Origin of the sequence: Halobaculum sp. CBA1158 (genome assembly GCF_021431925.1) — an archaeon.
In the GTDB taxonomy this organism is placed as follows: Archaea; Halobacteriota; Halobacteria; order Halobacteriales; family Haloferacaceae; genus Halobaculum.
In genome coordinates this window covers 395,800-421,924 of record NZ_CP090371.1, presented here as the reverse complement: position 1 = coordinate 421,924, position 26,125 = coordinate 395,800, and the positions used below count along the sequence as shown (strand labels likewise).

The following is a 26,125-nucleotide window of genomic DNA, read 5'->3' as shown; positions in this document are numbered from 1 at the left end:
TGGGGAACTACCCCGAGGTATGCGAGGAATCCGTGTCGGGCGGGTCGCCGGCATCCCGATCCAACTGAACTGGACGTTCCTCCTGATCCTCCCGCTGTTCGCGTATCTCATCGGGAGTCAGGTCGGAGAGTTCTCCGGTATCGTCGCGGACACGTTCGGGGTACCGATCGCCGCCGAGGCGATTACCGCCGGAAGCGTCCCGTGGGTGCTCGGAACGGTCTCGGCTGTCGGGCTGTTCGTCTCCGTGCTGTTGCACGAGTTCGGTCACTCGCTGACCGCGATGCGCTACGGATACCGCATCGAGTCGATCACGCTGTGGCTGTTCGGCGGCGTCGCCTCCTTCGAGGAGATGCCCGAGGACTGGAAACAGGAGTTCACCGTCGCGATCATGGGTCCGGTGGTGTCGGTCGCCATCGGCCTCGTCTCCGCGGCCGTCCTGATCGGCGTCGGCCTCCCGCCCGCGGTCGCGTTCGTCGTGGGCTATCTCGCCCTGATGAACCTCGTGCTCGCGGCGTTCAACATGCTCCCCGGCTTCCCCATGGACGGCGGTCGCGTCCTCCGGGCCCTGCTCGCGCGCAATCGCCCCCACGCGCGGGCCACCCAGATCGCCGCCGAGGTCGGGAAGGTGTTCGCGTTCCTGCTGGGACTGTTCGGGCTGTTCGGCGGCAACTGGCTGCTCGTCGGCCTGGCCTTCTTCGTCTACATCGCCGCCTCCAGCGAGGCGCAGCAGACGACGATGCGCGCGGCCTTCGAGGGCGTCTCGGTCGACGACATCATGACGCCGCGCGAGGACCTGAAGACGGTCGAGCCGCGCACGAGCGTCGCCCAGTTGATGGAGCGGATGTTCCGGGAACGCCACACCGGCTACCCCGTCATGCAGAACGGACGGCTCGTCGGAATGGTCACGCTGCAGGACGCGCAGGGCGTCCGCGAGGTGGAGCGCGACGCCTACACCGTCGAGGACGTGATGGAGACGGAGATCGCCAGCGTCACGCCCGATGCCGACGCCGTGACCGCGCTTGAGACCATGCAGCAGAGCGGCGTCGGCAGGCTTCCCGTCCTCGACGCCGACGGCGAGCTCGTCGGGCTCATCTCGCGGACCGACCTGATGACCGCGTTCAACATCATCCAAACCGGCGGCCGGGAGTCGCTGGGCATGAGCTCCGACGCGGGTGTTCTTCCGGGTCTCGGCGGTCGAAGCGTGTGAGCGGTCCGGTCGCTCGCCAGATAATCACCCATCCCCGCTGCCGCCTCGCCTGGTTCACAAGGGAGTGTGAGCCCTCGACCGTGGGCACCTGAGAGTCACTCGGATCGCTCCGTGGCTTCTACTGTGGTGAACACGCATCCCGCGGTTGGTTCCGAATTCGGAGTCGCACGCCGGACAGACGACCTGCATGCGAACAGGTCTGGTAGTGACTGTTTATGTATCCCCCACGGAGCGGAAGTGAACTCGCTTCAAGAAGTGTGAGAAATTTGAAACAGTCCAGGTGCGAGAATCGAACCCGCGTCTCAGCCTCCACAAGGCTGAAGGATAGTCCACTACCCCAACCCGGACACGCATCCGTCAGTAGCTCGGAGCGACTGAAATACGTTACGAATCGCGGGGAAGGGCTCCGACGGTGGACGCACGAGCCGCCCAGCGACACGTTCGCGTTTTATTACCCATGGCGGTAATCGGAGGAGTATGATCGGCGGCCGCTTCGACTGGGACGCCGCCTCGGCGGGGACGACGCTGTTCGGCGCGGGGCTGGTTCTCGCGACCGGACACCACCACCTCGTTCGCGAGCCGATCGTCGTCGACGGGGTCTTGATCCCCGCGCTGGCGTTCGTGCTCGACGGCTCGCTCGCAGCGGGAGTAGCCGTCGCCGGCGGGATGCTCGCACGGTCGGAGTTCGACCCGAAGAGCCGCCGAACGATCGCCGCCTTCGGGGTTGCGACGGGCGCGGCGTTCACGCTCGTAATCGGGGTCACGATGGCGATCCGGATCGCCGAGGGACGAGCGATCGCCGAGCCCGAGTTCGTGCTGTTCACGTCTGTCGGGTCGGGCTTCCTGATCGGTGCCGCAGCGGGAACGTACCGGGCACGGAGCCAGGAACACGCGCGGTCGGCGTCGCGCGGACGCGACGCGCTGGCGTTCGTCAACGGCCTGCTCAGACACGACATCCGAAACGACGCCACCGTCATCGCCGGCTACGCCGAACGGATCGACGACGAGGAGGCGAGGATCGTCCACGAGCGTGCGAACCGGGTGGTCGAGCGGACCGAACACACGCAGACGGTCGCGAGGACGATCGTCGGCGAGGTCGACCCGGACCCGCTGCCGCTGGCCCCGCTCGTCGAGCGGTCGGTCGAGTCCGCGACGACCACGTACCCGTCGGCGACCGTGTCTGACGACGTGCCGGAGGGGATCACGGTGCGCGCGAACGAGGCGTTCGAGCCCGTCCTGGACAACCTGATCGAGAACGCGATCGAACACAACGACGGCGACCCCTCCGTCCGCGTCGACGCCGAACGCGACGGCGACCGCGTTCGAGTGCGGGTGGTCGACGACGGTCCGGGGATCGCGGCCGACGAGCGCGATTCGCTGTTCGATCACGAGGTCAGCGACGCGAAGGGGCTGAACGTCGTCGCTACCGTCGTCGACGGTCTCGGCGGCGACGTTCGGGTCCGCGAGCGAGAGCCGCGAGGAACCGCCGTGGTCGTGACGTTACCCGCGGGTGACGCGGGGTCGAACGGGGGAGACGCGGCGTGACCGTCGCGCTTTTCTCGCCCGCGGCCCCACCGTGTCTCAAGCCGTGGCCATTACGGACAAGATCTACCTGAAGAACCACCGGCAGATCGCCTCCCAGCTCGACACGAACATCCCGAAGGGCGCGTTCAAGGGGGCGACGCTGGACCTCGTCTTCTCGGGCGACGGCCTCGCCGACCTCGACGAGGCGACTCGCGATCGCCTGCTGGAGTTCGCCGAGGACTTCCTCGACTGCGGCTGCGAGGACGCCCCCTACTGCGGACACCCCGAGCGGAAGTTCATCCGCTACCTCCTCGAACTCCGGGCACAGGGGCTCGGTCCCGACGCCATCGTCGACGTGATGGGCGACGACTACATGCTGTACGCCTACCCCGGCGACGTGCTCTCGTTCCTCGACTCGGCGGTGCGCACGCTTGAGGCGACGGAGTCGCTGGCGGCAGTCGAAGGAGACGAAGAGACCAGAGAGCGCGTCCGCGAGGCACGCGACGCGCTGGCCCGGTAGTCGGTCGATCGCGCCGGCGACGCCGAGTCGCGAGCGGCCGTCCGACGCCGAGATCACCGTCGCCGTACGGCTCGGGATCGACGTGGTAGCGACCGGCTACCGACGAGATCCACCGGCTCCGACGGCTTACCCCCGCTTAATCCTGATTTGTAAGGCTCGGCTTTTACCGTATCTCTCCCCGTATCCGGAGTCATGTCGAACAGCGACACGATGGGACGGCGAGGCGGCGACGACCGACCGGCCGCCGGTCGTCCCGCGAGCGAACGAGTCGTCGACGGCGTCGCCGCCGCGGAGGGGGTCGAGCCCGCGGCGCTCGACTCCCGGCTCTACGACGCCGTCGACCCAGAGGCGCTCGACCGGGTCGTCGAGAGCGGTTCGCCGGAGTCGGTCGTACGGTTCGAGTTCCACGGGTACCGCGTGACCGTCCGCGGTGACGGCGCGGTAACGGGAGTCGACGCGGCCGAGTAACAGAGGGGCGCGGGCGGGCAACCGTCCGGCGGCCGGAAGCCGGAAGCTAGCCGAGCTGGTACGGCTCGTCGTCGTCGCGGTCGCCGTCTAACTCCTCCAGAAACACCACGTCTTCGCCGTCGTCAGCCGCCTCGAGTTTGTCCTGCAGGTAGGTGACGAACGCCTTGTACTCGTCCAACTGCTCGCGGAGGTGTTCCGCCTCCAACTCCAGGCGCTCGTGCTCGCGGACGAAGCTCTTGGGTACCTCGACGGTCGGCGGGAACGACTCGCCGTCGGCGTCGGTCTCCTCGACGCGGTGTTCGGGAACGACCTCGACCTGTCCGTCGTGGGCGACGAGGGTGTCCACGTAGTCGCGAAACACCGCCGACAGCGACAGGTCTCGCTCGTCGGCGATCTCGCGCAGCGCCTCGAAGGCGTCCTCGTTGACGCGAAAGGAGACCGTCTTGTTCTTACTGCCCATTTGCCGCCTACTCGCTCGCGCTGTCACTTAACCGTTCGTCAGACGTTCGCACGGCGCGATCGGTGGTCGCGGGAAAATCGGAGCGGGAGGGCGTCCGGTTACGCGGGCGCTTCGCCTTCGAGTTCGTCGGCGTCGTCGAGCGACTGCAGGGCGGCGACCGCGGCGTCGCGGTACTCCTCGACGGGCAGGTCGTACTGCTCGCGGGCCATCCGCGCGTACTCGTTGCCCTCGTCGTCGAACGCCTCGATCCGGTCGAGGGTGCGCGCGGCCGTCTCGCCGACCCAGCGGTCGCGCGTGGCGGCGTCGACGGTCGTGATCGACTCCGGTCGGACGGAGACGTTCACGCTGCCGTCGTCCGTCTCGTAGGTGCGGGGCTTGCCGACGACGGCGACGTAGGCGGGCGGCTCCAACTCCCGCAAGGCGCTTGCGGCCTCCGGCTGGTACTGCCCGGCGTACGTGAAGAACGTCCCCGTCGGGTCGACGATGCGCCCGCGCCAGTACTCGCTGTCCTCGCCGACGTCCTCCTTCTCGGTGAGGGTACCGACGATGAACACGCGGTTGGCGCGCTCGCCCGTCGGAAGGAGCAGGTACAGGGGGGCCCGCTCGTCGTCGGACTCCTTGAACGTGTAGCTGGCGTCGTTGTACTCGCTCGCGAACACGCGGCGTGCGACCTCTCGGGTGGGGACTGACTGGCTCATTACAGGGACCTCGCGCGGATCAGCAGCGATTCGGCGTCGACGGCGTCGTCGACTCCGGACAGTTCCTCGAACTCGTCGGCGAGGACGTACCGCCCCAGCGTCGGGCCGCGGACGCGGTAGTAGCGACCGACGATCATGTCGGCCATCTCCTCGCCCACGACGGTCGTGTCGAGGGCGTCCTGGGCCATCTCCTTGGCCTCCGCCAGACCGATACCGGTGAGTTCCGCGGTGGCCTCCTCGTTGAAGATGACCTCCTGGACGGCGTCGCCGTCGTCGAGCACCGCCTTGATGCGGAGGTCGAACTCGCCGTCGACCTGGCCGTGCTCGCTGCAGCGACCGTTCTGTAGCACGCGCGTGCAGTCGTCCTCGGGACAGCGCTTGATGAGGCCCGAGCCCGACTGGATGTCCACCAGCGCGCCCTCGACCTCGTCGCTGTCGTCGCCGACCTCGATCTCCTCGTCCAGTTCGGTGATCGTGGTCGTTCGGTTCAGCTTCACCGAGTAGTTGCCCTGGTACTCGTCGGTGACGACGTTCGAGAGGGCGTAGCTCGCGCCCTCCTCTAACTCCTCCAGCTCGCTCGTGGAGAAGGAGACGAACTTGATCGTGCCCGACTCGTCGCCGAGGAGACCCACCTGTGCGATGGAATCGTGGTTGGGGTCCCACAGGTCGGCCACCGTCACGCGAAGGTCGACCCACTGTTCGTCCTCGTCGATGTCGCCGACGAGCGCCTGCTCGGCCCCGCCGGAGCCGATCTCGTCGCGCTCGATCCCCGCCTCGTCGAGGTAGGAGTTCACGACGCTGCGGCGCGCCTCGTCGACCGGGACGCTGTACTCGTTCACCAGCGAGGCGAGGCGCTCCTCGATCTCCTCGACTGTGAGGTCCAGATGGTCTGAAAACTGCTCGTGTATCTCTTCCGCGTGGGTTTGCAGGTCTGCCATGGTTCTCTCGCCTCCGGGTATGTGTTCGGTGGGAGGCGTACGACGGTTGGTTCGCGATCCTATTTAGTATTCCGTGACCGCGGTGGAAGTGAAGCCGCGAGACGGCGACGGATCGTCGCCGACGGAGCCGACGCGGTCGTCCATCGGTTGGGCCGGCGTCAGCCGCAACGGACTGGCCGGCGTCGACGGCAACGGACTGATAGTCGGCGCGCACGGAGTGGTCGGTATGGGACTGGGCGACAGGCTCCGCCGGGTGCTCCACCAGCAGGCGCGCAAGGCCGGTCGCGAGTACGCGCGCAGCAGGCGCGCCTACCGCGAGGGGCGCGAGTGGGGGGAGAACCACGCCGACGACTTCGACCTCCCCACGGACGCCGAGGACCGCGCCCGGATCGTCTGTCGCCGCCACGCTGAGAAGCGCCGCGTCGCCGTGAACGCCGACGGCGAGCCCGCCTGTTTCGAGGAGGAACACCCGGACTGTGAGGGGTGTGCAGAGGACGTGCGGGAGGGGCGTATCCAGACCTGGTAACGTTTTGCCTGCCGCGCGCGAGGAGGCCGACATGGACCGACCCGTCGTCGCCGTGATCCTCGCCGGCGGCACCGGCTCGCGGCTGTACCCCGCCTCCCGCAGCGACCGCCCGAAGCAGTTCCTCGCGCTGGGCGACTCCGACGACGACCGGAGCCTCCTCGCCCGCACGGCCGCCCGGACGGGCTTCGCGGACGCGACGCTCGTCGCCACCCGGCCGGAGTTCGCCGACGAGGTCCCCGACCACGCCCCCGACGCCGAGGTCGTCGTCGAGCCGGCCGGCAAGGACACCGGCCCGGCGATCGTGTACGCGACTCACCGCGCTCGCGACGCCGTCGACGGCGACCCCGTGGTCGTCGTCCTCCCCGCGGACCACCACGTCCCCGACGGCGACGCCTTCGAGGCGACGATGGAACGCGGCGCGCGCGTCGCCGCCGAAACCGACCGCCTCGTCGCCTTCGGCGTCGAGCCGACGCGACCGGCGACGGGCTACGGCTACGTCGAACCCGGCGAGGAGCACAGCAGCGACGGCTCCGCGGTCGACTACCGCGACCTCGCCGCCTTCCACGAGAAGCCCGACGGGGAGACGGCCGCCGAGTACGTCGACGCCGGCTACTACTGGAACGCGGGGATCTTCGCGTGGACCCCCGCCGCGCTGTTCGACCAGGCGCGGGACACCCCGCTGGGACCGCTCGTCGGGGAACTCGACTCCCCGGATCCGAACCCGGTGGCGGGCTTCGACGCCGTCGACCCGGTCAGCATCGACTACGCGGTGATGGAGCGCGCCGACCGCGCGGCGGTCGTCCCGGCCGACTTCGCGTGGGACGACCTCGGGGCGTGGGACGCGTTGGAGCGCGTGCTCGACGCCGACGACCGGGCGGACGCCGACGGCAACGTCGTCGCCGGCGACGCGGAGGCGCTGGCCGTCGACGCCGCGGACAACGTCGTCGCCGGCGACGAGAAGCACGTCTCGCTCGTGGGCGTGGAGGGACTGTGCGTCGTCGCCTACGACGACCGGGTCCTGGTCGTGCCGACCGGGGAGGCACAGCGCGTCCGCGACGCGGTCGACCGGCTGAAGGCGACCGGACGCTTCTGAACGGAGCAGACGGCGCGTGCCCCGACGACCGTGACCGAGACAGCGACGGCGACCGCGACTACGACCGCAGCCGTCCGCCGTCGACAGGCAGGGCCGCGCCGTTGACGAACGACGCGCGCTCGGAGGCGAGGAACGCGACCGCGTCGCCCAGTTCCCGGGGGTCGCCGATTCGGTCAAGCGGGATGTCGCTGGCCCAGTCGGCGACGCCCTCCTCGTAGCTGTCGTACTCGCCGCGCTCGAGCGCGTCCTCGACGAGCTCCTCGATGCGGGCGGTCTCGTGTGCGCCCGGGAGCACGGCGTTCGCGCGCACGTCGGGGGCCCACTCCCGGGAGACGGTCTTCACGAGGCCGATCACAGTCCGACGGACGGCGTTCGACAGCACCAGCCCGTCGATGGCCTCCCGGACCGAGGTGGAGGTGATACACGTCACAGTCCCGGCGTCGCTGTCGGCGAGGTGGGGGCGCGCCTCCCGGAGCGTCCAGACGGCGCTCATGACGAGGGTGTCGAACGCGCCGTACCACTGGTCGTCGGTCGTCTCGTCGAAGGTGCCCGGCGGGACGCCCCCGGCGCTCGTGACGACGTGGTCGAGACCACCGAACTCCTCGACGGTCGCCTCCACGAGCGCCGTCACCTCCGCGCGGTCGGTGATGTCGGCCTCGACCGCGAGCGCCTCGCCCGGTTCGTCCGACAGCACCGCCTCGGCCTCCTCCAGGCGCTCCGGAGTCCGGCCGCAGATCACCACGTTCGCGCCCTCGGCCGCCAGCGACGCCGCCGAGGCGAGGCCGAGCCCGCTCGAACTTGCCGTCACCAGCGCCGTGTCGCCATCGAGTCGCAGGTCCATACCGGCGGATCCGTGCGAGCCGTACAAAAACCCGCGCCGTCGGAGACGACTGCGGGGACCGCGAGACTACTCGGAGCGCCTGACGCGGACGGCCCCGGTGCTCGTGATTCCGACGAGGATGGCAGCGACGACCTCTCTGCCCTGTACGGCGTCGCCGGCCTCGTCGCTCACGAGCTTCATCAGGTCCGGGGCGGTGTGGTTCACCTTCACCTCGGCGTCGTCGCAGGCGTCGTACACCCGGTCGGGAACGTCGTAGAGGTCCGTCCCAGCGGCGATCTCGATGCGCACGGGTGCCGAAAGCGCCTCCGCGAACGCGACCGTCTCGCGGGCCTTCTCGATGTTGTCGCGGGCGGACGACTCGACGCTGGAGACGTTCGCGCGGGAGGTGCCGAGCAGATCCGCGATGTCGGCCTGTCGGACCCCGCGCTCGCGGAGGGCGAGCACCTCGGCCTGTCGTCTGGTGAGGACGCTGCGGTCGGCGTCGAAACCGGCACGGTCGAGCAGGTCGTCGATGTCGACCGCGTCGACCCCTTCGTTGGCCATGGTGGCTAGTGCGCTCCGGGAACACAAAAAGCATAGTACGGACTGTCCATCCGCGACCCCGGGCAGGGGTCGGCGTTACGCGCCCCAGAAGTTGTCGCGGGAGCCGAGCCGTTCGCCCCGCTTCGCTTCCGTCTCGTCGTCTCGCTCGTGTCCCTCGCCGTCGGCGTCCTCCCCGTTCTCTCCGTCTTCCCCGTCCGGATCGTCGGGGAGTCGCTCGACGACGCGTTTCGCCTTCGCGTGGCTCTGTTTCACGCGGTCGATCCGGACGACGGCTCGGGCCGGCGGGAGCAGACCGTCGACCATCACGATGAAGCCGTCGTCGGTGCGGCCGACCCCGGCACCGCTCTCGTGGATGTCGTCGACCTCGACGACGACCTCCTCGCCCGGCTTCACCGGCTGCTGTTTCAGGTCCGAGATCGGCATGTCGTAGTCGTTGCACCACTCCGCGCCGCCGCGGTCGCCGTAGTGTTGACACCCCATTCCCTGGATCCGCTCGGAGAACCGGGGACAATCGTCGGCGAGTGGACAGTCCGCCATGCGGAGAGATTCCTCCGGCACCGTCTAAACGCTTCCGTCTATGCCCCCGCGGGCGACGACGGCCGCCAGCGGTACCGTGCCGCCCCGTCTTCGACGGTCCTCGGAACCGTCGTCGAGAGGGTCCGTCGGTCCGACAGTCCGCGGCGGACTGCCGCCCCCGAGGGGCTTTTGCGGTGTCCGCCCGTACCCCACTCGTGAACCGCCGCGCCCCGGAGCTCGCGCTCGTCACCGGTCTGCTGTTGTCGGTCCCGATCGGCGCGTTCGCGCTGTGGGCGACTGGCGACGTGACGCGGTCGCTGCTCACGGGCGTCGGCCTGCTGTATCCGTTCGCGGCGTACGCGACGTACCACGACGAGGACCCGACGACCGTACTCCCGCCGCGAGCGGTCGGCGTCGCCGGCACGCTCGTCGGCCTCGTGCTCCTTGCGGACGCCGTGGCGACCGCCGACCTCGACCTCGCGGTCGCGTCGCTGCGCGGGGCGTTCCTCTGCGTCGCCGCCGCTGTGCCGGCGTGGTCCTACGCCGTGGTGTACGCGCCCCGCGACTCGCTTCCCGACGTGCGGCCGGTGCTCCTCGTCGCCGGCGTCGTCGGGGCGGCGCTGTTGCTCGCGGGTCTGCTCGCCGGGACGCCGTTCGGCGCGGCCGCGGCGCTGTTGGTGTGGCTCGCCGGGGCGCTGACCGCGCGAGTCGCCGGATTTCGCGCGACCGTCGACGCGCGACTCGGCGCGGTCGCCGGCGGCGTCGTTCTCGGCGTCGTCGTCCTGTTCGCGGCGCTGCTGGCGGATTCGATGTCGACGGCGGTCGTGCTCTCGGCGGTCGCGGTGGCGCTCGCACCCGCCGTCTACTACGGGCTCACCGTCGAGACGGCGTCGTTCGAGTGAGCGGCGTCGACGCTATCCGGTGTGGCTGACAGGCGATCCGGCTGCGAGAGCGGTTGGACCGTCCCGCGATCGCGCCGAGGGGTGGACCGCGCACCCGCCGTGCCCCCGGCGGCGGTCGTCAGCGTCGCATCGACGGGGCTGGTCCCGGAATCGCATATGAACCCTCGGACCGACGGCCGTCGAGCGACTGTCGGGTGTTCCGTCGAGTCGACGTTCCGATACCGCGCCGGAGTCGATCACAGAAACTCGGCCACGTCCGAGTACCACATGTCGTGTTCGTCGACTCGACCCACGCGCTCGGCGATGTCGACGGCGAGCGCGTGCCAGCAGCGCTCGTCGGGATCGGACGTGTCGAGGTTGTACGTGGCGTCCCGACAGTCGCAGCCCTCGTCCTCGACGACGTGTTCGCTCCGGTGGCCGACGACGACTGTGAAATCGCGGTAGCGCTTCACGCGACCCTCCGCGACCGCCTCGATCGCGCGGCGGCCGCGGTCGCCGTGGCGCTCGATGATCGCGGCGACGACCGGCGGGCGGAGCTCCCCGGCCGCGGCGAGGGCGGCGCGCCAGTCGTCCGCGGGGCTGTCGGCGATATCGGCGGCGACCGCGTCCGTTTCGGTCTCGGGTGTGCCGTCTGCGTCCGCTTCGACCTCGGGCGTCCCGTCCGCGTCCGTGTCGGCGGGGTCCGGACCGCCATCGCCGGGTGTCACGTCGCTCCCGTTGTCGGGGGCGGGGCAAAACCCTTCGGAAGCGACGGATCGAGCGCGGGACCGCGACGCGGATCCCGCGCCGTTTAATCCGCCGGGGCGTCCACGTCGACCAAGGATGGAGGTCACAGAAGGCGGCGTCCGCGTCGAGGTCGAGGACGCCCGCGACGGCGCGAGCGAGGGGCGTGCGGACGCCGTGTTCTACAACCCCGAGATGGAGCTGAACCGCGACATCACGGTCGCGGCGCTGCGCGCGTACGCCGAGCGCGAGCCGCGCGTGGAGACGTACCTCGACGCCATGGCCGCCTCGGGCGTCCGCGGCACCCGCGCGGCCGCCGAGGGGTACGACGTGACCTGCGCGGACGTGGACGACGACGCCGTCGCGCTCGCGGCGCGGAACCTCGATCCGTACGGCGGGACGGCACTCCAGCGCGACGCGAACGCCCTGCTCCACGAGGGGTACTTCGACGTGGTCGACGTCGACCCGTACGGATCGCCGATGCCGTTCGCCGACGCCGCCGTCGCCGGCACCCGGAACCTCCTGTGCGTCACCGCGACCGACACCGCTCCCCTGTGTGGCGCGCACTTCGAGTCGGGCGTCCGCCGGTACGACACGGTGCCGCGAAACACCGAATACCACCCCGAGATGGGGCTTCGGGTGCTGATCGGCGCGCTCGTCCGCCGCGCCGCCGCCCGCGACAAGGCCGCCGTCCCCGTCTGCTCGCACGTCTCGCGCCACTACGCGCGGACGTACCTCGAACTCGACGCGAACGCGACCGAGGCGAACGCGACCCTGGAGTCGCTTGGGTTCGTCCACCACTGTCAGGACTGCCTCGAGCGCGACCACGAGTCCGGCCGGATCCCGGACGCGCCCGACGCCTGCCAGTACTGCGGGTCGAGCCGGGTCGTCACCGCGGGGCCGATCTGGCTCGGTCCGGTCGCCGACGCCGCCTTCGCCGAGCGCGTCGAACGCGAGGTGACCGACGACATGGGCGAGGCCGATCGCGCCCGCGACCTGCTCGCGACGGTCGCCCGGGAGCTCGACACCCCGACTCACTACGACCAACACCGGCTGTGCAAGCTGTGGGGCCGCCCGGCCGTCGGGATGGAGGAGTTCGTCGCGACGCTCCGAGAGGCCGGGTTCGCGGCCTCGCGGGCCCACTACTCCGGGACCGCGTTCAAGAGCGACGCCTCCGTCGCCGAGATGCGAGAGGCGACGGCCGATCTCGCCTGAGGGGCCGTCGGCCGGCTCGGCGACGACGCCCGTCACCGCCACCGCGACAGCGACCGCGACGGCCCCGGATCGACCGCCGAGTTCTTAGCGGGCGAGGGCGAACCGGGAGGAGTGAGCCGCGACCGCGACACCCGTGACCCGTCGGGCGAGACGCCCACCCGCGGCGTCGTCGCCGGCGCGGTCGCGGTCGCCCGGACCGCCCGTCGGGCCGACGCGACGTTCGTCGCGGGGAGCCTCGCGTACTACAGCATCGTCGCGACGCTCCCGGTGGTCGTCCTCGCGTTCGCGGTGCTGTACGAGGCCGGCGGCGGCGGGCTGGCTCGCGGGGCCGTCACCGCCGGCGGCGACCTGCTCACGCCGCGGGGACGAGAGTTCCTCCGTGGGGCGATGAGCGACGTGGCCCGTCGGCGGGGGATCATCGCCGTCGCCGCCGGGCTGGTGTGTTTCTCGGTCGTCCAGCTGTTCCGCGGCTACGACCGGGCGTTCGCGGCGGTGTACGGCGGCGACGAGCGTCGGGTCCTCGGACGGACGGGCGACGCCGTCTTCGCGTTCGGCGTCGGGGCGCTCGCGACCCTCGCGATGCTGCTGGCTGCGGGCGCGCTGTCGCTGTACGCCAACGAATCGATCGCGCGCGTCGCCGTGCCCGCGGTCGTCTTCCTCCTCTCGGCGGTCGCGCTGTTCCCGCTGTTCTACGCGCTTCCGACCGCCGAGGTGGGCCGGAGGGAGGTGCTCCCCGGGACGCTGATCGCCGCCTGCGGGTGGACCGTCGCCGGCGCGGGATTCGGCGTGTACGCCGCCGACCCGGCCGCTCTGGGGATCTACGGCGCGCTCGGCGGACTGCTCGTGCTCGTCACCTGGTTCTACGCCGCGAACGTGCTCGTGCTCGTAGGCGCGGCCGCCAACGCCGTGCTCGCCGGGCGGGCCTGAGCCTCGGATCCCGGGAGCCTCGGGTCCCGGCGGCGGCGGCGTTCCCGCGGACGGCTCGCCGCCGACGGGAACGCCCCCGTGGGCTTTTCTCGCCGACGCGAGTACAACACCGCGTGCACACCGAATCGACCGGCGAGGGGGGCCGCGCGCGCGCAGCGGTCGCGTTCGGCCGGCGGGTCGCCGCCCGGACGAGCGACCAGGACGTGACGTTCCTCGCCGCCGGCGTCGCCTACTACGGGTTCGTCTCGTTGCTGCCGGCGGCCGTGCTGGCGCTGGTCGTCGCCGTCACCGTCGGCGGCCAACAGCTCGCGGACGCCCTGATCGCCGCCAGCGCCGGCGTGCTCACCGAGACTGGGCAGGCCGTGCTCGTCGACGCGCTCGTCGACGGCGGCGGGCGCGGGTCGGCGACGCTCGTCAGCCTCCCGTTGACGCTGTGGGGGGCGCTCAAAGTGTTCCGAGGGCTCGACATCGCCTTCTCGAAGGTGTACGGCATCGACGACACCGCCGACATCGTCGATCAACTGGTCGACTCCGTCGTCGTCACCGCCAGTATCGGCGCGAGCCTCCTCGCGATGGTGGGGCTGGGGGCGGCCGTCGCCGCCCTCGACGTGGGCGGCGTCGCCGCCGTCGCCGGCGTCCTCGCGCTCCCGCTCGTGCTCACGGTCGCGTTCCTCCCGATGTACTACGTGTTCCCCGACGTGCCCGTCTCAGTCCCCGAGATACTCCCCGGAGCCGTCTTCGCCGGCGTCGGCTGGACGGTGCTTCAGGCCGCGTTCCAGGCGTACGTCGGCCTCCAGAGCGGCGGCGACGGCGGCACCGCGCTCTACGGCGCGGTCGGGGCGGTGCTGCTGTTGGTGACGTTCCTCTACTTCGGGGCGACGCTCGTGCTCGTCGGGGCCGTCGTCAACGCCGTCGCCGCGGAGGGGCGCGTCGGCGACGCGGACGGTGGTGCGGGCAGCGACGATCCGGACGGCGGCGACGCAACCGGACCCGGAACCGTCGCCGGCGCGGGCGACGACACCGACCGGGAAGCCGACGGGAGATCGACGGAGGAGACCGGCAGGATAAAGGGACGGACACGCGTGCGAAGGGACGAATGAGCGGCGATCCCACCGGCCCGGACGGTCCCGACGGGACCGACGCGGACGCCGAGGACGACGGCCGTCCCGCGCCCGACATCGAGGACCTGGACGAGCGCGTCGCCGAGTTGCGCGCCGACCTCGACGCCATCGACGACCGGACGGTGAAGAAGCCGACTCTGGAGGCGGAGCTGAAACGCTACGTCCGCTCGCGGATGCGCCGCGGTCACGCTCGCGGCTGGGGGCCGTACCTCGTGCTCCTGTACGGCACGGTGATGGTGCTCGGGGCGTTCCGCTGGCTCGACGGGTGGTTCGCGATCGGCGCGATGGTCGTGTCGTTTCTCTCGACGCTCGGGCTGTACACGCTGTTCGTGCTCGTGGGCGTCGGACTGAACGTCGTCGAGGTACCCGGCAAGGCGATCGACGCCGTCCGGGACCGGCGGTGAGGTGATCCGTCCATGCTCGCACGCGGATTCCTCGCCGGGTCGACGGCGGCGGTCCCCGACTGGCTGGTCGCCGCCGCCGCCGTCCTCACGCAACTCGGCGACGCCTGGTTCGTCTACCTCGGCCTGGCGCTGCTCTACTGGCTCGGCGACCGCCGGCTGGCGGCCAATCCCCGCAGAGTGGGGGCGACCCTCATCGCCGTCGCGCTGGGCGCGCTCGCGATCGTGGTCGGCCTCAAGAGCCTGTTCGCGCTCCCGCGACCCCCGGGTGCCGCCGAGGCGACCGCGCCGGCGTGGCTCCCGGGCCTGCTCGAACTCGCGTTCGTCGACGCCGCCACCGGCGACGGCTTCGGGTTCCCCTCGGGCCACGCGGTCGCCTCGACGATGGTGTACGGCGGGCTCGCGACGTTCCTCGACGTGGGACGGCGACGCGACCGCCTCCGCGCCGCGGCCGCGTTCGTGGGAGTCGTCGCGACCACCCGGGTCGTGCTCGGCGTCCACTACCTCGCCGACGTCGCCGTCGGCGTCGCCGTCGGCGTCGTCGGCCTGGTCGCGTTCCAGCGGGTCGCACGCTCGGGCTTTCGCCCCCACCCGGACCGGGCGTTCTTCCTCGCCGGCGTGCTCGGCGTCGTCGCGTGCGCGGTCGCGGCCGCCGGCGGCCACGGCGGCGAGGTGCTGGAAGCCGGGATCGCCGCCGGCGGCGGGTTCGGCGGCTACGCCGTCTGGCGGCTCCGCGGCACGGAGTCAGCGCCCGTCGGCGGCGTCGGCGTCGCCGCCGGGCTCGTCGGCATCCTCGCGCTGTTCGGCGGCGCGTACGGCGTCACCACGGCGGGGCTCCCGTACGTCTTCGGCGTCGTGCCCGACACGACGCCGTACCGACTGCTCGCGGTCGCGCCGCTGTCGTTCGCCGCCGTCGCGCTCATCGTCGCGTGGCCGACGGTCGTCGACCGAGTTCGCCGGGGAGCAGGCGAGACGCCGGACGGCGAGGCGAACGACGGGGACGACGTGTCCGAACTGATCGCGGAAGCGGAGACTGAGACGGATGCAGGAGCTGAGACGGATGCAGGAGCTGAGACGGATGCAGGAGCTGAGGCGGACGCGGGAGCCGAGACGGAGGCCTCCTCCGGGGAGGGCTCCGAGCGCGACGCGGACGCGACCGGGCGCGTCGAGTAGCCGGCCGACTCGGTACCGGTCCCGAACCCGAGGACCACGCGGCGACGGCTCACCGTCTCGCAGACGGAGCGTCGCGACGGCGAAAAAGAAAATACCTCGAAGCGGTGCTCGCCGGCCGATCAGAACGTCTCGAGGTAGCGGTCCAGCTCCCAGTCGGAGACGTCGACGCGGTAGTCGTCGTACTCGGCCGACTTCGCCTCGACGAACTTCTCGGAGACGTGTCCGCCCAGCGCGTCGAGCACGACCTCGTCCTCCTCCAGCGCGTCGAGCGCCTCGCCGAGGTTCGACGGCAGCGTGGTGATGCCGTACTCCTCGCGCTTGGCCTCGTCGAACTCGTAGATGTTCTCGCGGACGGGGTCGTCGCAGTCGAGGCCGCGTTCGATGCCGTCGAGGCCGGCGTGGATGAGCGCCGCGAACGCGAGATACGGGTTACACGACGGGTCGGGGAAGCGCGCCTCGATGCGGGAGGCGGCCGGCACGCGCGCGGCCGGCTTGCGGATGAGCGCCGAGCGGTTGCGGTCGGACCAGGCGACGTAGACGGGTGCCTCGTAGCCGGGGACGAGCCGCTTGTAGGAGTTCACCGTCGGGTTCGTCACGGCCGCGAGCGCCTCGGCGTGGTCGAGAATGCCCGCGGTGAACTGCTTGGCCGTCTCCGAGAGGTCGAACTCGTCGTCCTCGTCGTGGAAGGCGTTCTCGCCGTCCTCGGTGAACAGCGAGATGTGGGTGTGCATCCCCGAGCCGTTGATCTTCGGGATCGGCTTGGGCATGAACGTCGCGTGGAGATCGTGCTGGGCGGCGATCGCCCGGACAACGGTGCGGAACGTCGCGACGTTGTCGGCCGTCGAGAGCGCGTCGTCGTACTCGAAGTTGATCTCGTGTTGGCCCCGGGCGACCTCGTGGTGGGAGGCCTCGATCTCGAAGCCCATGTCTTCCAGGCCGTAGATGATGTCGCGGCGCACGTCGCTCGCGAGGTCCTTCGGCGCGAGGTCGAAGTAGCCGCCGTGGTCGCCGGTGTCGGTCGTCGCGCGGCCGTCCTCGTCCTCCTCGAACAGGAAGAACTCCGGTTCGGGCGCGGCGTTGACCTCGTATCCCATCTCCTCGGCGCGATCGAGCGCGTTCTTCAGCACGCGGCGGGGGTCGCCCTCGAACGGCTCGCCCGTCGACGTGTCGATCACGTCACAGATGAGGCGTGCCGCGCCGCCCTCCTCGCCCGGACGAGTCCGCCACGGGAGCACCGAGAACGTCTCGGGGTCGGGCTTGAGGCGCATGTCCGACTCCTGGATCCGGACGAAGCCGTTGATCGAGGAGCCGTCGAAGTAGATCCCCTCGGTGAACGCCTTCTCGGCCTGGCTCGCGGGTACGGAGACGTTCTTTACGGTCCCGATAATGTCGGTGAACTGGAGGCGGAGGAAGTCGATCCCCTTCTCGTCGATCTCGTCGATGACGTCCTGCTCGACGGCGGTGAGACCGCCGTCCGGTTTGGTATTTGCGTCCGTCATGTTGTAGGCGTTTGTCCACATACACTCCCGGTATATAGGAGTTGACGGTCGGCGCAATTTCCCCTTCGACGACTTGCTACTGGACAATCGTCAAATTCTAAAGGGAGGCGACCGTGGCCGAATGTAATGACGTACGAAAATCTCGACGCCAAGCTCGTCAACGCGTTACTCGGAAGCGGTCGCGCCAGCCTCCGCTCGCTGGGCGAGGACCTGGACGTGTCGGTGACGACCGTCTCGAACCACCTGCGCGACCTGGAAGACGAGGGCGTCATCGAGGGGTACACGCCCCGCGTGAACTACGGCCGCCTCGGCTACGACGTGACGGCGATCGTCCAGCTCAAAGTCGAGGGGAGCGCGCTCCCCGAGATCGTCGACCGGCTCCGCGAGCAGAAACAGATGACCTCCGTGTACGAGGTAACCGGCGACTACGACGTCATCGCGATCGGGAAGTTCCGCGACACCGACGAGATGAACGAGGGGATCAAGGGACTGCTGGCCGACCAGGACATCCGCGAGACGAACACCTCGGTCGTGCTCAACTCCGTCGTCGAGAACGCCCAGTTCGACCTCGACGTCGAGGAGTAGCCCTCCGCCCGCGACGGTCCGGAGAACCCGATGGGAACGGTCGTGGAACCGCGGAGTCAGACCATGAACTCGGTCACGTCTTCCATGTCCGTCCGACAGAACGGACAGCGGTACCGGGTCGAGAAGCCGCCGGACTGGGCCGTCGTCTTCGCCTCGAGTTCGTGCATTCCGATCTGACGACCGCAGTCGGGACAGTTCACCTTGGGCACGTGTGTGAACGGCGACCACACCGGCATAAATCCCCGGACCACGACTCGGAGAGAAACAAATTAGTACACGCACGTTCGTGAAGGACTCCGGTGACCGTCCGGAGGTCCGGCGACAACTCGGCGTGGCTGTCTCTGTGGGCGGAGCGGCCTCGCGAGGCGTTCGGCTCACGTCTCGCGATCTCCGTGGAGCGCCCGGGCGATCCGGGCTCGCTTCATTCGCCGTTCGCCATCGCGGTCTCACTCGCTCACGGGTCACATCGCTCCCCGTTCGCCCGGGGCCTCCCTCCGGTCGGCCCCGCACCGTTCGACCGCGCACGCTCCCCGCTCGGTTCGAGGACTCGTTCGCGCTACGCGCTCACTCGTCCTCGCGGTTTTCGTGGGCGGCGCGGGATGAGGACCGCGCCGCCGTTCTACCGAGGCGTTCGGTCGCTCGCTACGCTCGCTCCCTCACGCCTCGCTGCTCACGGCTCCCGCTGGTCGCCGTTCGCTCTCCGAGGTCTTCACTCGCTACCGCTCGTTCAGACCTCGCGCTCCTCAAACGTGAACGTCCCGTCCCGCTGGACGACCTCGCCGTCCAGTTCGATCACGGAGTCCTCGCTCATGTCGACGATCATGTCGACGTGCTCGGCGGACTCGTTCACCTCGTTGCCCTCGCCGACCGTCTCGGGGTACGCCGATCCGACGGCCATGTGGACGGTGTCGCCCATCTTCTCGTCGAACAGCATGTTGTACGTGAACCGGTCGATCGCGCGGTTCATCCCGATCCCGAGTTCGCCGAGGTAGCGGGCGTTCTCGTCGGTGTTGAACACGCCCTCCAGCACGTCCTCGTTGCGCTCGGCGGAGAACGCCTCGACTCGACCGTCCTCGAAGGTGAGTCGGACGCCCTCGATCTCGCGGCCCTGGCGGTACAGCGGCAAATCGAAGTACACCTCGCCGTTCACGCTGTCCTTGACGGGCGCGGTGAACACCTCGCCGCCGGGGAGGTTCGCTTTCCCGTCGTCGTTGAGTGCGGTGTTGCCCGCGACCGACATCGTGATGTCGGTCTCCTCGCCCGACCGGATCCGGACCTCCTCGGCGTCGTCGATCAACTCGACCATCTGCCGTTGGAACTCCGCCTGTTCTTCCCAGTCGAGGCTGACGGCGTCGTACACGAAGTTCTCGTACTCCTCGGTGCTCATGCCGGCGAGTTGGGCGTGCGCCTGCGTCGGGAACTGCGTGAGACACCACGTCTTCGAGAGGCGCACCTTCTGGACGGGTCGCCGAGCGCGCGTGTAGTCGGCGGTCGTCTCCGGGTCCACGTCCGCCTTCTCGGAGACGTTGCCGCCGCTTCGGGCGATAACGAACGCGTCCGCTTCCTCGTAGAGGGCGAGTTCGTGATCGGGGAGTTCGAAGTCCTCCTCGCGGGCGCGCAGGTACGCGCGCTCGGCGCGCTGGGAGTTGTTCAGCAGTACCGGATTCGCGCCGATGTCGCCGGCGTACTCGTGGAGGGCCACCGCCAGGTCCTCGGCCTCGCCGGGGAGTTGGATGACGAGGTCGTCGCCCGCCTCCAACTCGATGGAGTGCTCGACGATGGTCTCGGCGTGCTCGCGGATTCGCGGGTCCATGTGCCGCGAGTCGCCGGCGTGTCGTGGTAGTGGTTTCGGTCCCGGGTCCGATCGCGACGCCCGCATCGTTTCAGTTCCCTAAGACGGAGATTCTTGGCGATCGCCCGCGAGGCCGATCACGTGCCCGAGTGTGTGCGCTGCGGAACGGCGCTGGAGGCGAGGTCGTCGGGGATCGCCGACCGCCTCGGGCTCACCTCCTATGAGGGGTACGAGTGTCGCGACTGCGGCACCCTCCTGTGTGGGGGGTGTTACCGAAAGCGAACCATCGAACTCGCCGGGGGCTCCCACGACCGGTGTCCGACCTGCGACGGCCTCCTCCTCTCGCGGTAGGTCGAACGGGCCGCTCCGCTCGCAGGGCCGCTTCTCGACGCGCTCGGTCACGACGCTGTCGCCGTCGCCATCGCGGGTACCGTCGCCGGCGCTGTCGAGTGAATCCTCACCGGCGTCGTCGCCGTCGCCGGCTACGTCGGCCCGCCGTAGCCGTGCTCGTCGGCCCACTCGCGCAGCGTCGCGTACACGTCGTCCCGGTCGTCGCGGTCGCCCGAGTCGAGCACACGGTAGCGGTCGGCGTCGCGGTCCTCGACGACGGCGTAGGAGTTCCGCTCGGTCGTGATCAGCATCGCGGGGACGACCTCGGTTCCCGAGCGCTGGGCGATCACCTCGTGGTGCGCCTCCGCTATCGCGTCGGCGTCCGTCAGCCCGCGGACCTCGGCCGCCGACATGGGGTACGGGAGCGAGTCGATGAGGGACATCGGGTCGGCGGGTCAGGCCTCCAGCTTCCGACGGAGGATCTCCGCGGCCGAGTCGAGCGCGTCGTCGAGCGCGTCCACGTCGGGACCGCCGCCCTGCGCGAAGTCCGGCGGGCCGCCGCCGCCGCCGCCGACGCGGCCCGCGAGTTCGCCGACGACCTCGCCGGCGTTGACGCCGACGCCGTCGGGGACGCCGACGACGAAGGTGGCCGCGCCGCCCGCGCCCGACCCGAGCACGGCGATTCGGCCGTCCTCGACGTGGGCGTTGGCCGTCGCCCGGAGTTCGTCGCTGTCGGCGTCCGTCCGCTGGACGACCGCGACGGCGTCGCCGACCGCGACCTCCTCGCCGCCGGCGTCGGCGCGAAGCTCCGCTAGCTCCTCTTTCAGCCGGTCGATCGTCTTGCCGCGCTCCTTCCACTCGGTGAAGAAGCGCTCGGCCGTCTCGGGCACCTCCTGCGGGTCGACCGACAGCACGTCGGCGGCGTCGTACAGCGCGTCCTCCGTGCGGTGGGTGGCGTCGAGGGCGGCCTCGCCGGCGGCGAACACGAGCCGCTCGACGCCGTCCTGTACCGGCTCGGCCTTCAGGAGCTTGATCGCGCCGATGTCGCCGGTGCGGGAGACGTGGGTGCCGCCGCACGCCTGCACGTCGTCGCCGACGCTGACGAGGCGGATCTGCTCGCCCGGCGGGATGCCGCCCTGATAGAGGTCGAAGCCGTGCTCGGACTCGGCCTCGTGGCGGTCGGGCCACTCTTGGGTCACCGAGAGGTTCCGGCGCACGAGGTCGTTCGCGACCCGCTCGATCGACTTCACGTCCTCGCGCGTCACGCGCTCGTAGTGGGTCACGTCGAGGCGCGAGGAGGTGATCCCCTTCTGTGCGCCCGCCTGCCGGACGTGCTCACCGAGCACCTGCCGGGCGGCGTAGCCGACGATGTGGGTCGCGGTGTGGTGGCGCATCAGCCGCCGGCGACGTTCGCCGTCGACCTGGCCGGTGACGAACTCGCCTTTCCCGGGGTCGGCGTCGGTCCGGTGAAGCACCACGTCGTCGCGGATCTGCACGTCCTCGACCTCGACGGTGGCGTCGTCGGTCGAGAGCGTGCCGCGGTCGGCGGGCTGGCCGCCGCCTTCGGGGTAGAACATCGTCTGGTCGAGCACCACGTCGTAGCCGCCCTCGCGCTCGAGCACGTCGAGGACGACCGCCTCGAACTCCGTGCGCTCCTGGTCGTCGTAGTAGAGCCGGTCGGTCGCCGGCAGGTCGGCGAGCCGCTCGTCGGCGGACTCCTCGTGATCGAACGCCCCCGCGGAGTCGTGGCGGGAGGCGACCAGCCCGTAGAAGTCGTCGGGCACCTCGACGGTCGCGCCGCGCTCCTCGGCGATCTCCTCGACCATGTCCGGCTGGATGCCGTGGGAGTCGTACAGCTCGATCAGCTCGTCCACCGGGATCGCCTCGCCGGTGCCGGCGTACTCGTCGGCCAGCGCCTCGACCTTGCGGCCGCCGCGCTCGAGCGTCTCGCGGTACTTCTCGACCTCCGTGCGCACGATGTCGCGGATCGTGTCGCGGTTCTCGTAGCCGAGGCGTTCGGCCTGCATGTCGACGAGTTCGTCGAGCGGGGCGTCGACGCCGACCTCGTCGACGAGCCGCTTCGTCCGCCGGAGGACCATGCGCGCGAGGTAGCCCGTCCCGACGTTCGAGGGGACGATCTCGTCGCCGAACATGTACGCGAGCGTCCGGCAGTGGTCGGCGATGGCGTAGATGTCCTCGAGCGGTTCGAGCAGGTCGGTCAGCTCCTCCGTGTCGACCCCGAGCTTGTCGGCGATGTTGTCGCGGGCGGCCTCGACGTCCTCGGCCTCGTCGATGTCGAGATGGCCCGCCAGCGTGGAGGCCCGCCGGACCAACTCCGCCTCCTCCTCGGAGAGGTCGATCCCGGCGTTGTCCTTCAGGAACTCGATCGTCTCGGGGTACACCGCCTCGTACACCGTCGGGGTGCCCTGGCTCATCCAGGTCCACCGCTCCAGCCCGTAGCCGGTGTCGACGATGTACGTGTCCATCTTCGAGTACGTGTTGCCGTCCTTCAGTTCGTACTCGCCGTCGGGGTCCTGTTCCATCGACATGAACACGAGCGTCGCCAGCTCGGCACCCTTGTAGATGACCTCGATGGCGGGGCCGGCGTTGCCGCCGCCGACCCACGGGTCCTCGATGTAGGTGATCTCATCCAGGTTCGCGCCCATCTCCTCGAACAGGCCGTCACAGAGGCGGACGGTCTCGTCTTTCCAGTACACCTCCCCGGAGTATGCGTACTCGTCGCCGACCTCCTCGCGGGCGTTGAACGCGTGGTGGGCCATCATCTCGAAGGCCATCGTGTGACGGCCCGTCTTGCCCACGTTGTCGATGTCCTGCATCCGGATGCACGGCTGGCTCACGGTCAGCGGGTTCGCCGGCGGCGGGGTCTGTCCGGAGGTGACCAGCGGCTGGAAGTCGTAGATCGACGCCTGCGTGAGCAGCACGTCGTCGCGCCAGCGGTTCGCGGCGACCGGGTACGGCTCGATGCGTTCGTGGTCGTGTTCCTCGAAGTACGAGAGGAACGCCTCGCGCATCTCCGAGAGCGTGTACGGCTCGTCGAATCCGGGGTCGCCGATGAACGAGTAGTCCTCGCAGGGCGGCTCCCCGCACAGCTCTCGCTCGTCGTCGCGGGTCCAGAAGTGGTCCCCGCACGAGGAGCACTCCTTCCGGGAGAACCCCTCCTCCTCGAAGTACTCGAGGCGGTACTCCGCAGTAAGGTCGCTCATTACCACGTTGTGCCCAGTCGCCGCGCAAAAGGGTTCCGGGCCGCGTCCGATGCGATCTCGGGTACCCGTTACTGTTAAACCGGGAAGCGACAACATGTCGTAACTGATGGCCGGCCCCGTCACTGAACCTACATATTCCGTCCTCGTCGTCACCGAGGACGGGGCGTCGGTGCCGGAGGAGGTCGCCGGAGCGCTCGCGAACGCCGCGGACGGGGACGCGGCGGAGACGGTCGCCGTCGGGGATCTCGATCGATATCTCGAGGGCAACGACCGGCAGTACGTCGTCGTGCTCGTCGGCGAGCCGACGCTGTCCGCGTCGGCCCAGGAGGCGCTGACGGAGACGGACACCCCGGTCGTCGCGTACAGCGATCACGAGCCGACTGCGGCGTACGTCGACGGATACGTCGAACGGGGGTCCAGCGGCGAGCGACTCCTCGCCGAGGTCGAGCGCGCCCGCGAGGGCGAGACCAGACGACAGCTTCGCGCGGCTCGCCGCCGCGTGACGCGGCTCCACGAGGCGGCCGCCGAGATCGCCGCGATCGACAGCGTCGACGAGCTGTTCGAGTTGGCGGTCGAGGTCGCCGGTCGCGTGCTCTCGTTCGACCACTGCGCGGTCGGCGTCGACGTGGACGGGACGGAACTCGTCGCGCGTGAGCGGTCGACCGACTGGCTCCCGCGCCGGGTTCCGATCGAGGGGACGCTCGCGGGGCAGGCCTACCGCCGCGGCGAGACGGTGTACGTCGCCGAGGTCGCGTCCGAACGCCTCGAGAACTCGCGGGCGACCGGATCGAGCATCACGGTTCCGTTCGGGGGCGACGCGGTGTTTCAGGCGATCTCGCGGCGCACGCACGCCTTCGACGAGACCGACCGCGAGCTGGCGGAGCTGCTGGCGATGCACGTGGGGCAGGCGTACGAGCGCCTCCGCGCGCAGACCGATCTGACCCGCAGGGAGCGCGTGATGGCCGAGCTACACGAGGCCGCCCCGCGACTCGTCGACGCCGGCAGCGAGGACGAGCTGTTCGAGCTCACCGTCGAGATCGCCCAGCGCGTGCTGTCGTTCGACCGCTCGTGCGTGTACACCGCCGAGGAGGACCGCTTTCGCCGCCGCGCGACGAGCGACCCGAGGCTCCCGACGGAGTTCGAGCGGGGGTTCGGCGCATTCGAACACAGCCACTCCGAGGGCGAGTCCCTCGTCGTCGACGACATCGTCGCACACGAGATCGCGAGTTCCCACGACGGCGAGTCCCGATCGCTCGTCTCGGTCCCGTTCGCCGGCGACGCCGTCTTCCAGGCGGTCACCGACGAGACCGGCGCGTTCGACGACAGCGACCTCGAGTTCGCTGAGCTGCTCGTCTCGTACGCGACGGCGACCCGGGAGCGGATCCGCTCGGAGGCGGCGCTGCGGGACGCCAGAGAGACGATCGAGCGGCTCCACGTCGCCACGGCCGAACTGGCCGGGGCCGAGTCCGAGGACGCGCTGGTCGAACGGGCCATCCGAGCGGCACGGGACGTGCTCTCGTTCGACAAGTCGACGCTGTCGCTGCGGCGCGGGGACAAGCTCGTGCCGGTCGACGCCGACGGGAACAGGCCCGAGGGGGCGCGTCCGATGGGCCTCGATGAGGGGGTCGCCGGCAAGACGTATCAGACGGGCGAGTCGGTCGTCATCGGCGACCTCACCGACGACGACGACGCCGCGCCGGTCAGGTCGGAGTACCGCTCGGCCGTCTCGATCCCCCTCGGCGACCTCGGCGTGTTCCAGGCGGTCGCCACCGAGGCGAACGCCTTCGACGACGACGACCTCAACAACGCGGAGCTGCTGATGGCGCACGTCGCCGTCTCGCTCGAACGGGTCCGAACGCAGGCGGACCTGCGCGCCGAGCGCGACCGGCTCTCGGCGCTGTTCGAGAACGTCCCCGACGCCGCCATCTCCTTCGAACTCGTCGACGGCGACCCCGTCTTTCGAGCGGTCAACTCCGCCTTCGAGGACGCCTTCGGCTACGGCGACGAGGTGGTCGGCGAGTACGTCGACGACTACATCGTCCCCGACGACGCCCAGGCGGAGGCGGAGGCCGAGGAGTTCAACGAGCGGCTCCACAACGGAGAGAGCCTCCGCAAGGAGGTGCGTCGCGGCACGGCAGACGGCGTCCGCGACTTCCTCATGTACGTCGTCCCGTTGGAGTTGGGCAGCGAGAACGTCGGCGGCTACGCCATCTACTCGGACATCACCGAGCGCCGCGAGCGCGAACGGGCGCTGCGCAGGCAGAACGAGCGCCTCGACGAGTTCGCGAGCGTCGTGAGCCACGACCTGCGCAACCCCCTGTCGGTCGCCGAGGGCTACCTCGACCTCGCGAGGGAGACCGGCGACGACGAACACCTCGAGACCGTCGCGGACGCGGTCGGCCGGATGCGCGACCTGATCGACGACCTGCTCACGCTCGCGCGTGACGGCCGGGTCGTCGGCGACACCGACCGGACCGACATCGACGAGGCGGCCGAGCGCGCGTGGGCGACCGTCGACACCGGCGACGCGACGTTCGAGGCCGAATCGGGCGTCGTCGTCGACGCCGACCCGGACCGACTGGGCGACCTGTTCGGCAACCTCTTTCGCAACGCCGTCGAGCACGGCGGCGACGCCCCGACTGTGCGCGTGGAGGCGACCGACGACGGCTTCGCGGTCGCCGACGACGGCCCCGGAGTCTCGCCCGAGAACCGGGAGTCGGCGTTCGAGATCGGGTACACCACGGCCGACGACGGCACCGGCTTCGGGCTGGCGATCGTCCGGCGCATCGCCGAGGCGCACGGCTGGGACGTGGAGTTGACCGAGGACGACACCGGCGGCGCGCGCTTCGAGTTCGACACCGGCGAGGGAGAACCGGGCACCGGTGGCCGGTGACGGTCG

The 26,125-nt window shown here is 70.2% G+C and carries 27 protein-coding genes and 1 tRNA gene; 15 read left to right on the top strand and 13 right to left on the bottom strand.

Annotated elements, in window-relative coordinates; translation table 11 throughout:
- Nucleotides 1-19: 19 nt before the first annotated feature.
- Nucleotides 20-1,207: a CBS domain-containing protein gene (locus Hbl1158_RS02090; RefSeq protein WP_234298424.1), complete on the top strand. Its 1,188-nt coding sequence runs from the start codon at nt 20-22 to the stop codon at nt 1,205-1,207.
- Between the two features lie 274 nt (nt 1,208-1,481).
- On the opposite strand, the gene Hbl1158_RS02085 is transcribed toward Hbl1158_RS02090, so the two are convergent.
- Nucleotides 1,482-1,554 (bottom strand) — tRNA-His (locus tag Hbl1158_RS02085).
- A gap of 130 nt (nt 1,555-1,684) precedes the next feature.
- Between Hbl1158_RS02085 and Hbl1158_RS02080 the strand changes: the two genes are divergently transcribed.
- The 3 genes from Hbl1158_RS02080 (at nt 1,685) to Hbl1158_RS02070 (ending at nt 3,719) form a co-directional block, all read left to right on the top strand.
- The gene (locus Hbl1158_RS02080) at nt 1,685-2,752 is read left to right on the top strand and encodes an ATP-binding protein (protein ID WP_234298423.1); all 1,068 of its coding nucleotides are present in this window, start codon (nt 1,685-1,687) and stop codon (nt 2,750-2,752) included.
- Nucleotides 2,753-2,795: 43 nt separating this feature from the next.
- The gene (locus tag Hbl1158_RS02075) at nt 2,796-3,251 is read left to right on the top strand and encodes a DUF5814 domain-containing protein (protein ID WP_234298422.1); all 456 of its coding nucleotides are present in this window, start codon (nt 2,796-2,798) and stop codon (nt 3,249-3,251) included.
- Nucleotides 3,252-3,443: 192 nt separating this feature from the next.
- Nucleotides 3,444-3,719 carry a HalOD1 output domain-containing protein gene (locus Hbl1158_RS02070; protein WP_234298421.1) on the top strand — a complete coding sequence of 92 codons (276 nt, stop codon included), beginning with the start codon at nt 3,444-3,446 and terminating at the stop codon, nt 3,717-3,719.
- Between the two features lie 46 nt (nt 3,720-3,765).
- Here the strand turns inward: Hbl1158_RS02070 and Hbl1158_RS02065 are convergent, their stop codons facing one another.
- The 3 genes from Hbl1158_RS02065 to Hbl1158_RS02055 all read right to left on the bottom strand — a co-directional run bounded on the left by Hbl1158_RS02065 (nt 3,766) and on the right by Hbl1158_RS02055 (nt 5,815).
- Nucleotides 3,766-4,179, bottom strand: coding sequence for a ribbon-helix-helix protein, CopG family (locus Hbl1158_RS02065; protein WP_234298420.1), 414 nt, complete (start codon nt 4,177-4,179; stop codon nt 3,766-3,768).
- 98 nt (nt 4,180-4,277) lie between these two features.
- On the bottom strand, nt 4,278-4,877 hold the full coding sequence (locus Hbl1158_RS02060; protein ID WP_234298419.1) for an RPA family protein: 600 nt from the start codon (nt 4,875-4,877) through the stop codon (nt 4,278-4,280).
- On the bottom strand, nt 4,877-5,815 hold the full coding sequence (locus tag Hbl1158_RS02055; protein WP_234298418.1) for a replication factor A: 939 nt from the start codon (nt 5,813-5,815) through the stop codon (nt 4,877-4,879). The genes Hbl1158_RS02060 and Hbl1158_RS02055 overlap by 1 nt, the downstream gene beginning before the upstream one ends.
- A gap of 232 nt (nt 5,816-6,047) precedes the next feature.
- Here Hbl1158_RS02055 and Hbl1158_RS02050 point away from each other — a divergent pair, with 232 nt between their 5' ends.
- Both Hbl1158_RS02050 and Hbl1158_RS02045 read left to right on the top strand, forming a co-directional pair.
- Complete coding sequence (locus Hbl1158_RS02050) at nt 6,048-6,341, top strand: hypothetical protein (protein ID WP_234299449.1); 294 nt, start codon at nt 6,048-6,050, stop codon at nt 6,339-6,341.
- A gap of 31 nt (nt 6,342-6,372) precedes the next feature.
- Nucleotides 6,373-7,434 (top strand): sugar phosphate nucleotidyltransferase, encoded by a 1,062-nt coding sequence (locus Hbl1158_RS02045; RefSeq protein ID WP_234298417.1) that lies wholly within the window; start codon nt 6,373-6,375, stop codon nt 7,432-7,434.
- A 58-nt stretch (nt 7,435-7,492) separates the two neighbouring features.
- On the opposite strand, the gene Hbl1158_RS02040 is transcribed toward Hbl1158_RS02045, so the two are convergent.
- From Hbl1158_RS02040 to Hbl1158_RS02030, 3 genes are all read right to left on the bottom strand, one after another.
- Nucleotides 7,493-8,275 carry an SDR family oxidoreductase gene (locus Hbl1158_RS02040; protein WP_234298416.1) on the bottom strand — a complete coding sequence of 261 codons (783 nt, stop codon included), beginning with the start codon at nt 8,273-8,275 and terminating at the stop codon, nt 7,493-7,495.
- 66 nt (nt 8,276-8,341) lie between these two features.
- Nucleotides 8,342-8,818 carry a Tfx family DNA-binding protein gene (locus Hbl1158_RS02035; protein ID WP_234298415.1) on the bottom strand — a complete coding sequence of 159 codons (477 nt, stop codon included), beginning with the start codon at nt 8,816-8,818 and terminating at the stop codon, nt 8,342-8,344.
- A 75-nt stretch (nt 8,819-8,893) separates the two neighbouring features.
- Nucleotides 8,894-9,355: a TRAM domain-containing protein gene (locus Hbl1158_RS02030; RefSeq protein ID WP_234298414.1), complete on the bottom strand. Its 462-nt coding sequence runs from the start codon at nt 9,353-9,355 to the stop codon at nt 8,894-8,896.
- Between the two features lie 194 nt (nt 9,356-9,549).
- On the opposite strand from Hbl1158_RS02030, the gene Hbl1158_RS02025 reads away from it, so the two are divergent.
- Nucleotides 9,550-10,236, top strand: coding sequence for a hypothetical protein (locus tag Hbl1158_RS02025; protein ID WP_234298413.1), 687 nt, complete (start codon nt 9,550-9,552; stop codon nt 10,234-10,236).
- A gap of 236 nt (nt 10,237-10,472) precedes the next feature.
- Here the strand turns inward: Hbl1158_RS02025 and Hbl1158_RS02020 are convergent, their stop codons facing one another.
- The gene (locus Hbl1158_RS02020) at nt 10,473-10,826 is read right to left on the bottom strand and encodes a hypothetical protein (protein ID WP_234299448.1); all 354 of its coding nucleotides are present in this window, start codon (nt 10,824-10,826) and stop codon (nt 10,473-10,475) included.
- Nucleotides 10,827-11,058: 232 nt separating this feature from the next.
- On the opposite strand from Hbl1158_RS02020, the gene Hbl1158_RS02015 reads away from it, so the two are divergent.
- The 5 genes from Hbl1158_RS02015 to Hbl1158_RS02000 all read left to right on the top strand — a co-directional run bounded on the left by Hbl1158_RS02015 (nt 11,059) and on the right by Hbl1158_RS02000 (nt 15,796).
- The gene (locus Hbl1158_RS02015; protein WP_234298412.1) at nt 11,059-12,174 is read left to right on the top strand and encodes a tRNA (guanine(26)-N(2))-dimethyltransferase; all 1,116 of its coding nucleotides are present in this window, start codon (nt 11,059-11,061) and stop codon (nt 12,172-12,174) included.
- Nucleotides 12,175-12,285: 111 nt separating this feature from the next.
- Nucleotides 12,286-13,101 (top strand): YihY/virulence factor BrkB family protein, encoded by an 816-nt coding sequence (locus Hbl1158_RS02010; protein ID WP_234298411.1) that lies wholly within the window; start codon nt 12,286-12,288, stop codon nt 13,099-13,101.
- A 113-nt stretch (nt 13,102-13,214) separates the two neighbouring features.
- On the top strand, nt 13,215-14,201 hold the full coding sequence (locus Hbl1158_RS17270) for a YihY/virulence factor BrkB family protein (RefSeq protein ID WP_321169944.1): 987 nt from the start codon (nt 13,215-13,217) through the stop codon (nt 14,199-14,201).
- Complete coding sequence (locus Hbl1158_RS17265; protein ID WP_321169943.1) at nt 14,198-14,626, top strand: hypothetical protein; 429 nt, start codon at nt 14,198-14,200, stop codon at nt 14,624-14,626. Before Hbl1158_RS17270 ends, Hbl1158_RS17265 begins: the two co-directional genes overlap by 4 nt.
- 12 nt (nt 14,627-14,638) lie before the next feature.
- Nucleotides 14,639-15,796 carry a phosphatase PAP2 family protein gene (locus tag Hbl1158_RS02000; RefSeq protein ID WP_234298410.1) on the top strand — a complete coding sequence of 386 codons (1,158 nt, stop codon included), beginning with the start codon at nt 14,639-14,641 and terminating at the stop codon, nt 15,794-15,796.
- A 119-nt stretch (nt 15,797-15,915) separates the two neighbouring features.
- Here Hbl1158_RS02000 and glnA read toward each other — a convergent pair whose 3' ends face one another.
- Nucleotides 15,916-17,295, bottom strand: coding sequence for a type I glutamate--ammonia ligase (gene glnA, locus Hbl1158_RS01995; RefSeq protein ID WP_234298409.1), 1,380 nt, complete (start codon nt 17,293-17,295; stop codon nt 15,916-15,918).
- Nucleotides 17,296-17,421: 126 nt separating this feature from the next.
- On the opposite strand from glnA, the gene lrp reads away from it, so the two are divergent.
- Complete coding sequence (lrp, locus tag Hbl1158_RS01990; RefSeq protein ID WP_234298408.1) at nt 17,422-17,880, top strand: HTH-type transcriptional regulator Lrp; 459 nt, start codon at nt 17,422-17,424, stop codon at nt 17,878-17,880.
- A 56-nt stretch (nt 17,881-17,936) separates the two neighbouring features.
- Here the strand turns inward: lrp and Hbl1158_RS01985 are convergent, their stop codons facing one another.
- A complete protein-coding gene (locus Hbl1158_RS01985) occupies nt 17,937-18,089 on the bottom strand; it encodes a hypothetical protein (protein WP_234298407.1) in 153 nt (50 codons plus the stop codon).
- 518 nt (nt 18,090-18,607) lie between these two features.
- On the bottom strand, nt 18,608-19,693 hold the full coding sequence (locus Hbl1158_RS01980; RefSeq protein ID WP_234298406.1) for an aminopeptidase: 1,086 nt from the start codon (nt 19,691-19,693) through the stop codon (nt 18,608-18,610).
- A gap of 120 nt (nt 19,694-19,813) precedes the next feature.
- Between Hbl1158_RS01980 and Hbl1158_RS01975 the strand changes: the two genes are divergently transcribed.
- Complete coding sequence (locus tag Hbl1158_RS01975) at nt 19,814-20,023, top strand: hypothetical protein (RefSeq protein WP_234298405.1); 210 nt, start codon at nt 19,814-19,816, stop codon at nt 20,021-20,023.
- A 131-nt stretch (nt 20,024-20,154) separates the two neighbouring features.
- Here the strand turns inward: Hbl1158_RS01975 and Hbl1158_RS01970 are convergent, their stop codons facing one another.
- Nucleotides 20,155-20,445: a hypothetical protein gene (locus Hbl1158_RS01970; RefSeq protein WP_234298404.1), complete on the bottom strand. Its 291-nt coding sequence runs from the start codon at nt 20,443-20,445 to the stop codon at nt 20,155-20,157.
- Between the two features lie 12 nt (nt 20,446-20,457).
- The gene (gene alaS, locus Hbl1158_RS01965) at nt 20,458-23,226 is read right to left on the bottom strand and encodes an alanine--tRNA ligase (protein ID WP_234298403.1); all 2,769 of its coding nucleotides are present in this window, start codon (nt 23,224-23,226) and stop codon (nt 20,458-20,460) included.
- Between the two features lie 106 nt (nt 23,227-23,332).
- Between alaS and Hbl1158_RS01960 the strand changes: the two genes are divergently transcribed.
- On the top strand, nt 23,333-26,119 hold the full coding sequence (locus tag Hbl1158_RS01960) for a GAF domain-containing protein (RefSeq protein WP_234298402.1): 2,787 nt from the start codon (nt 23,333-23,335) through the stop codon (nt 26,117-26,119).
- The last annotated feature ends 6 nt before the right edge of the window (nt 26,120-26,125 follow it).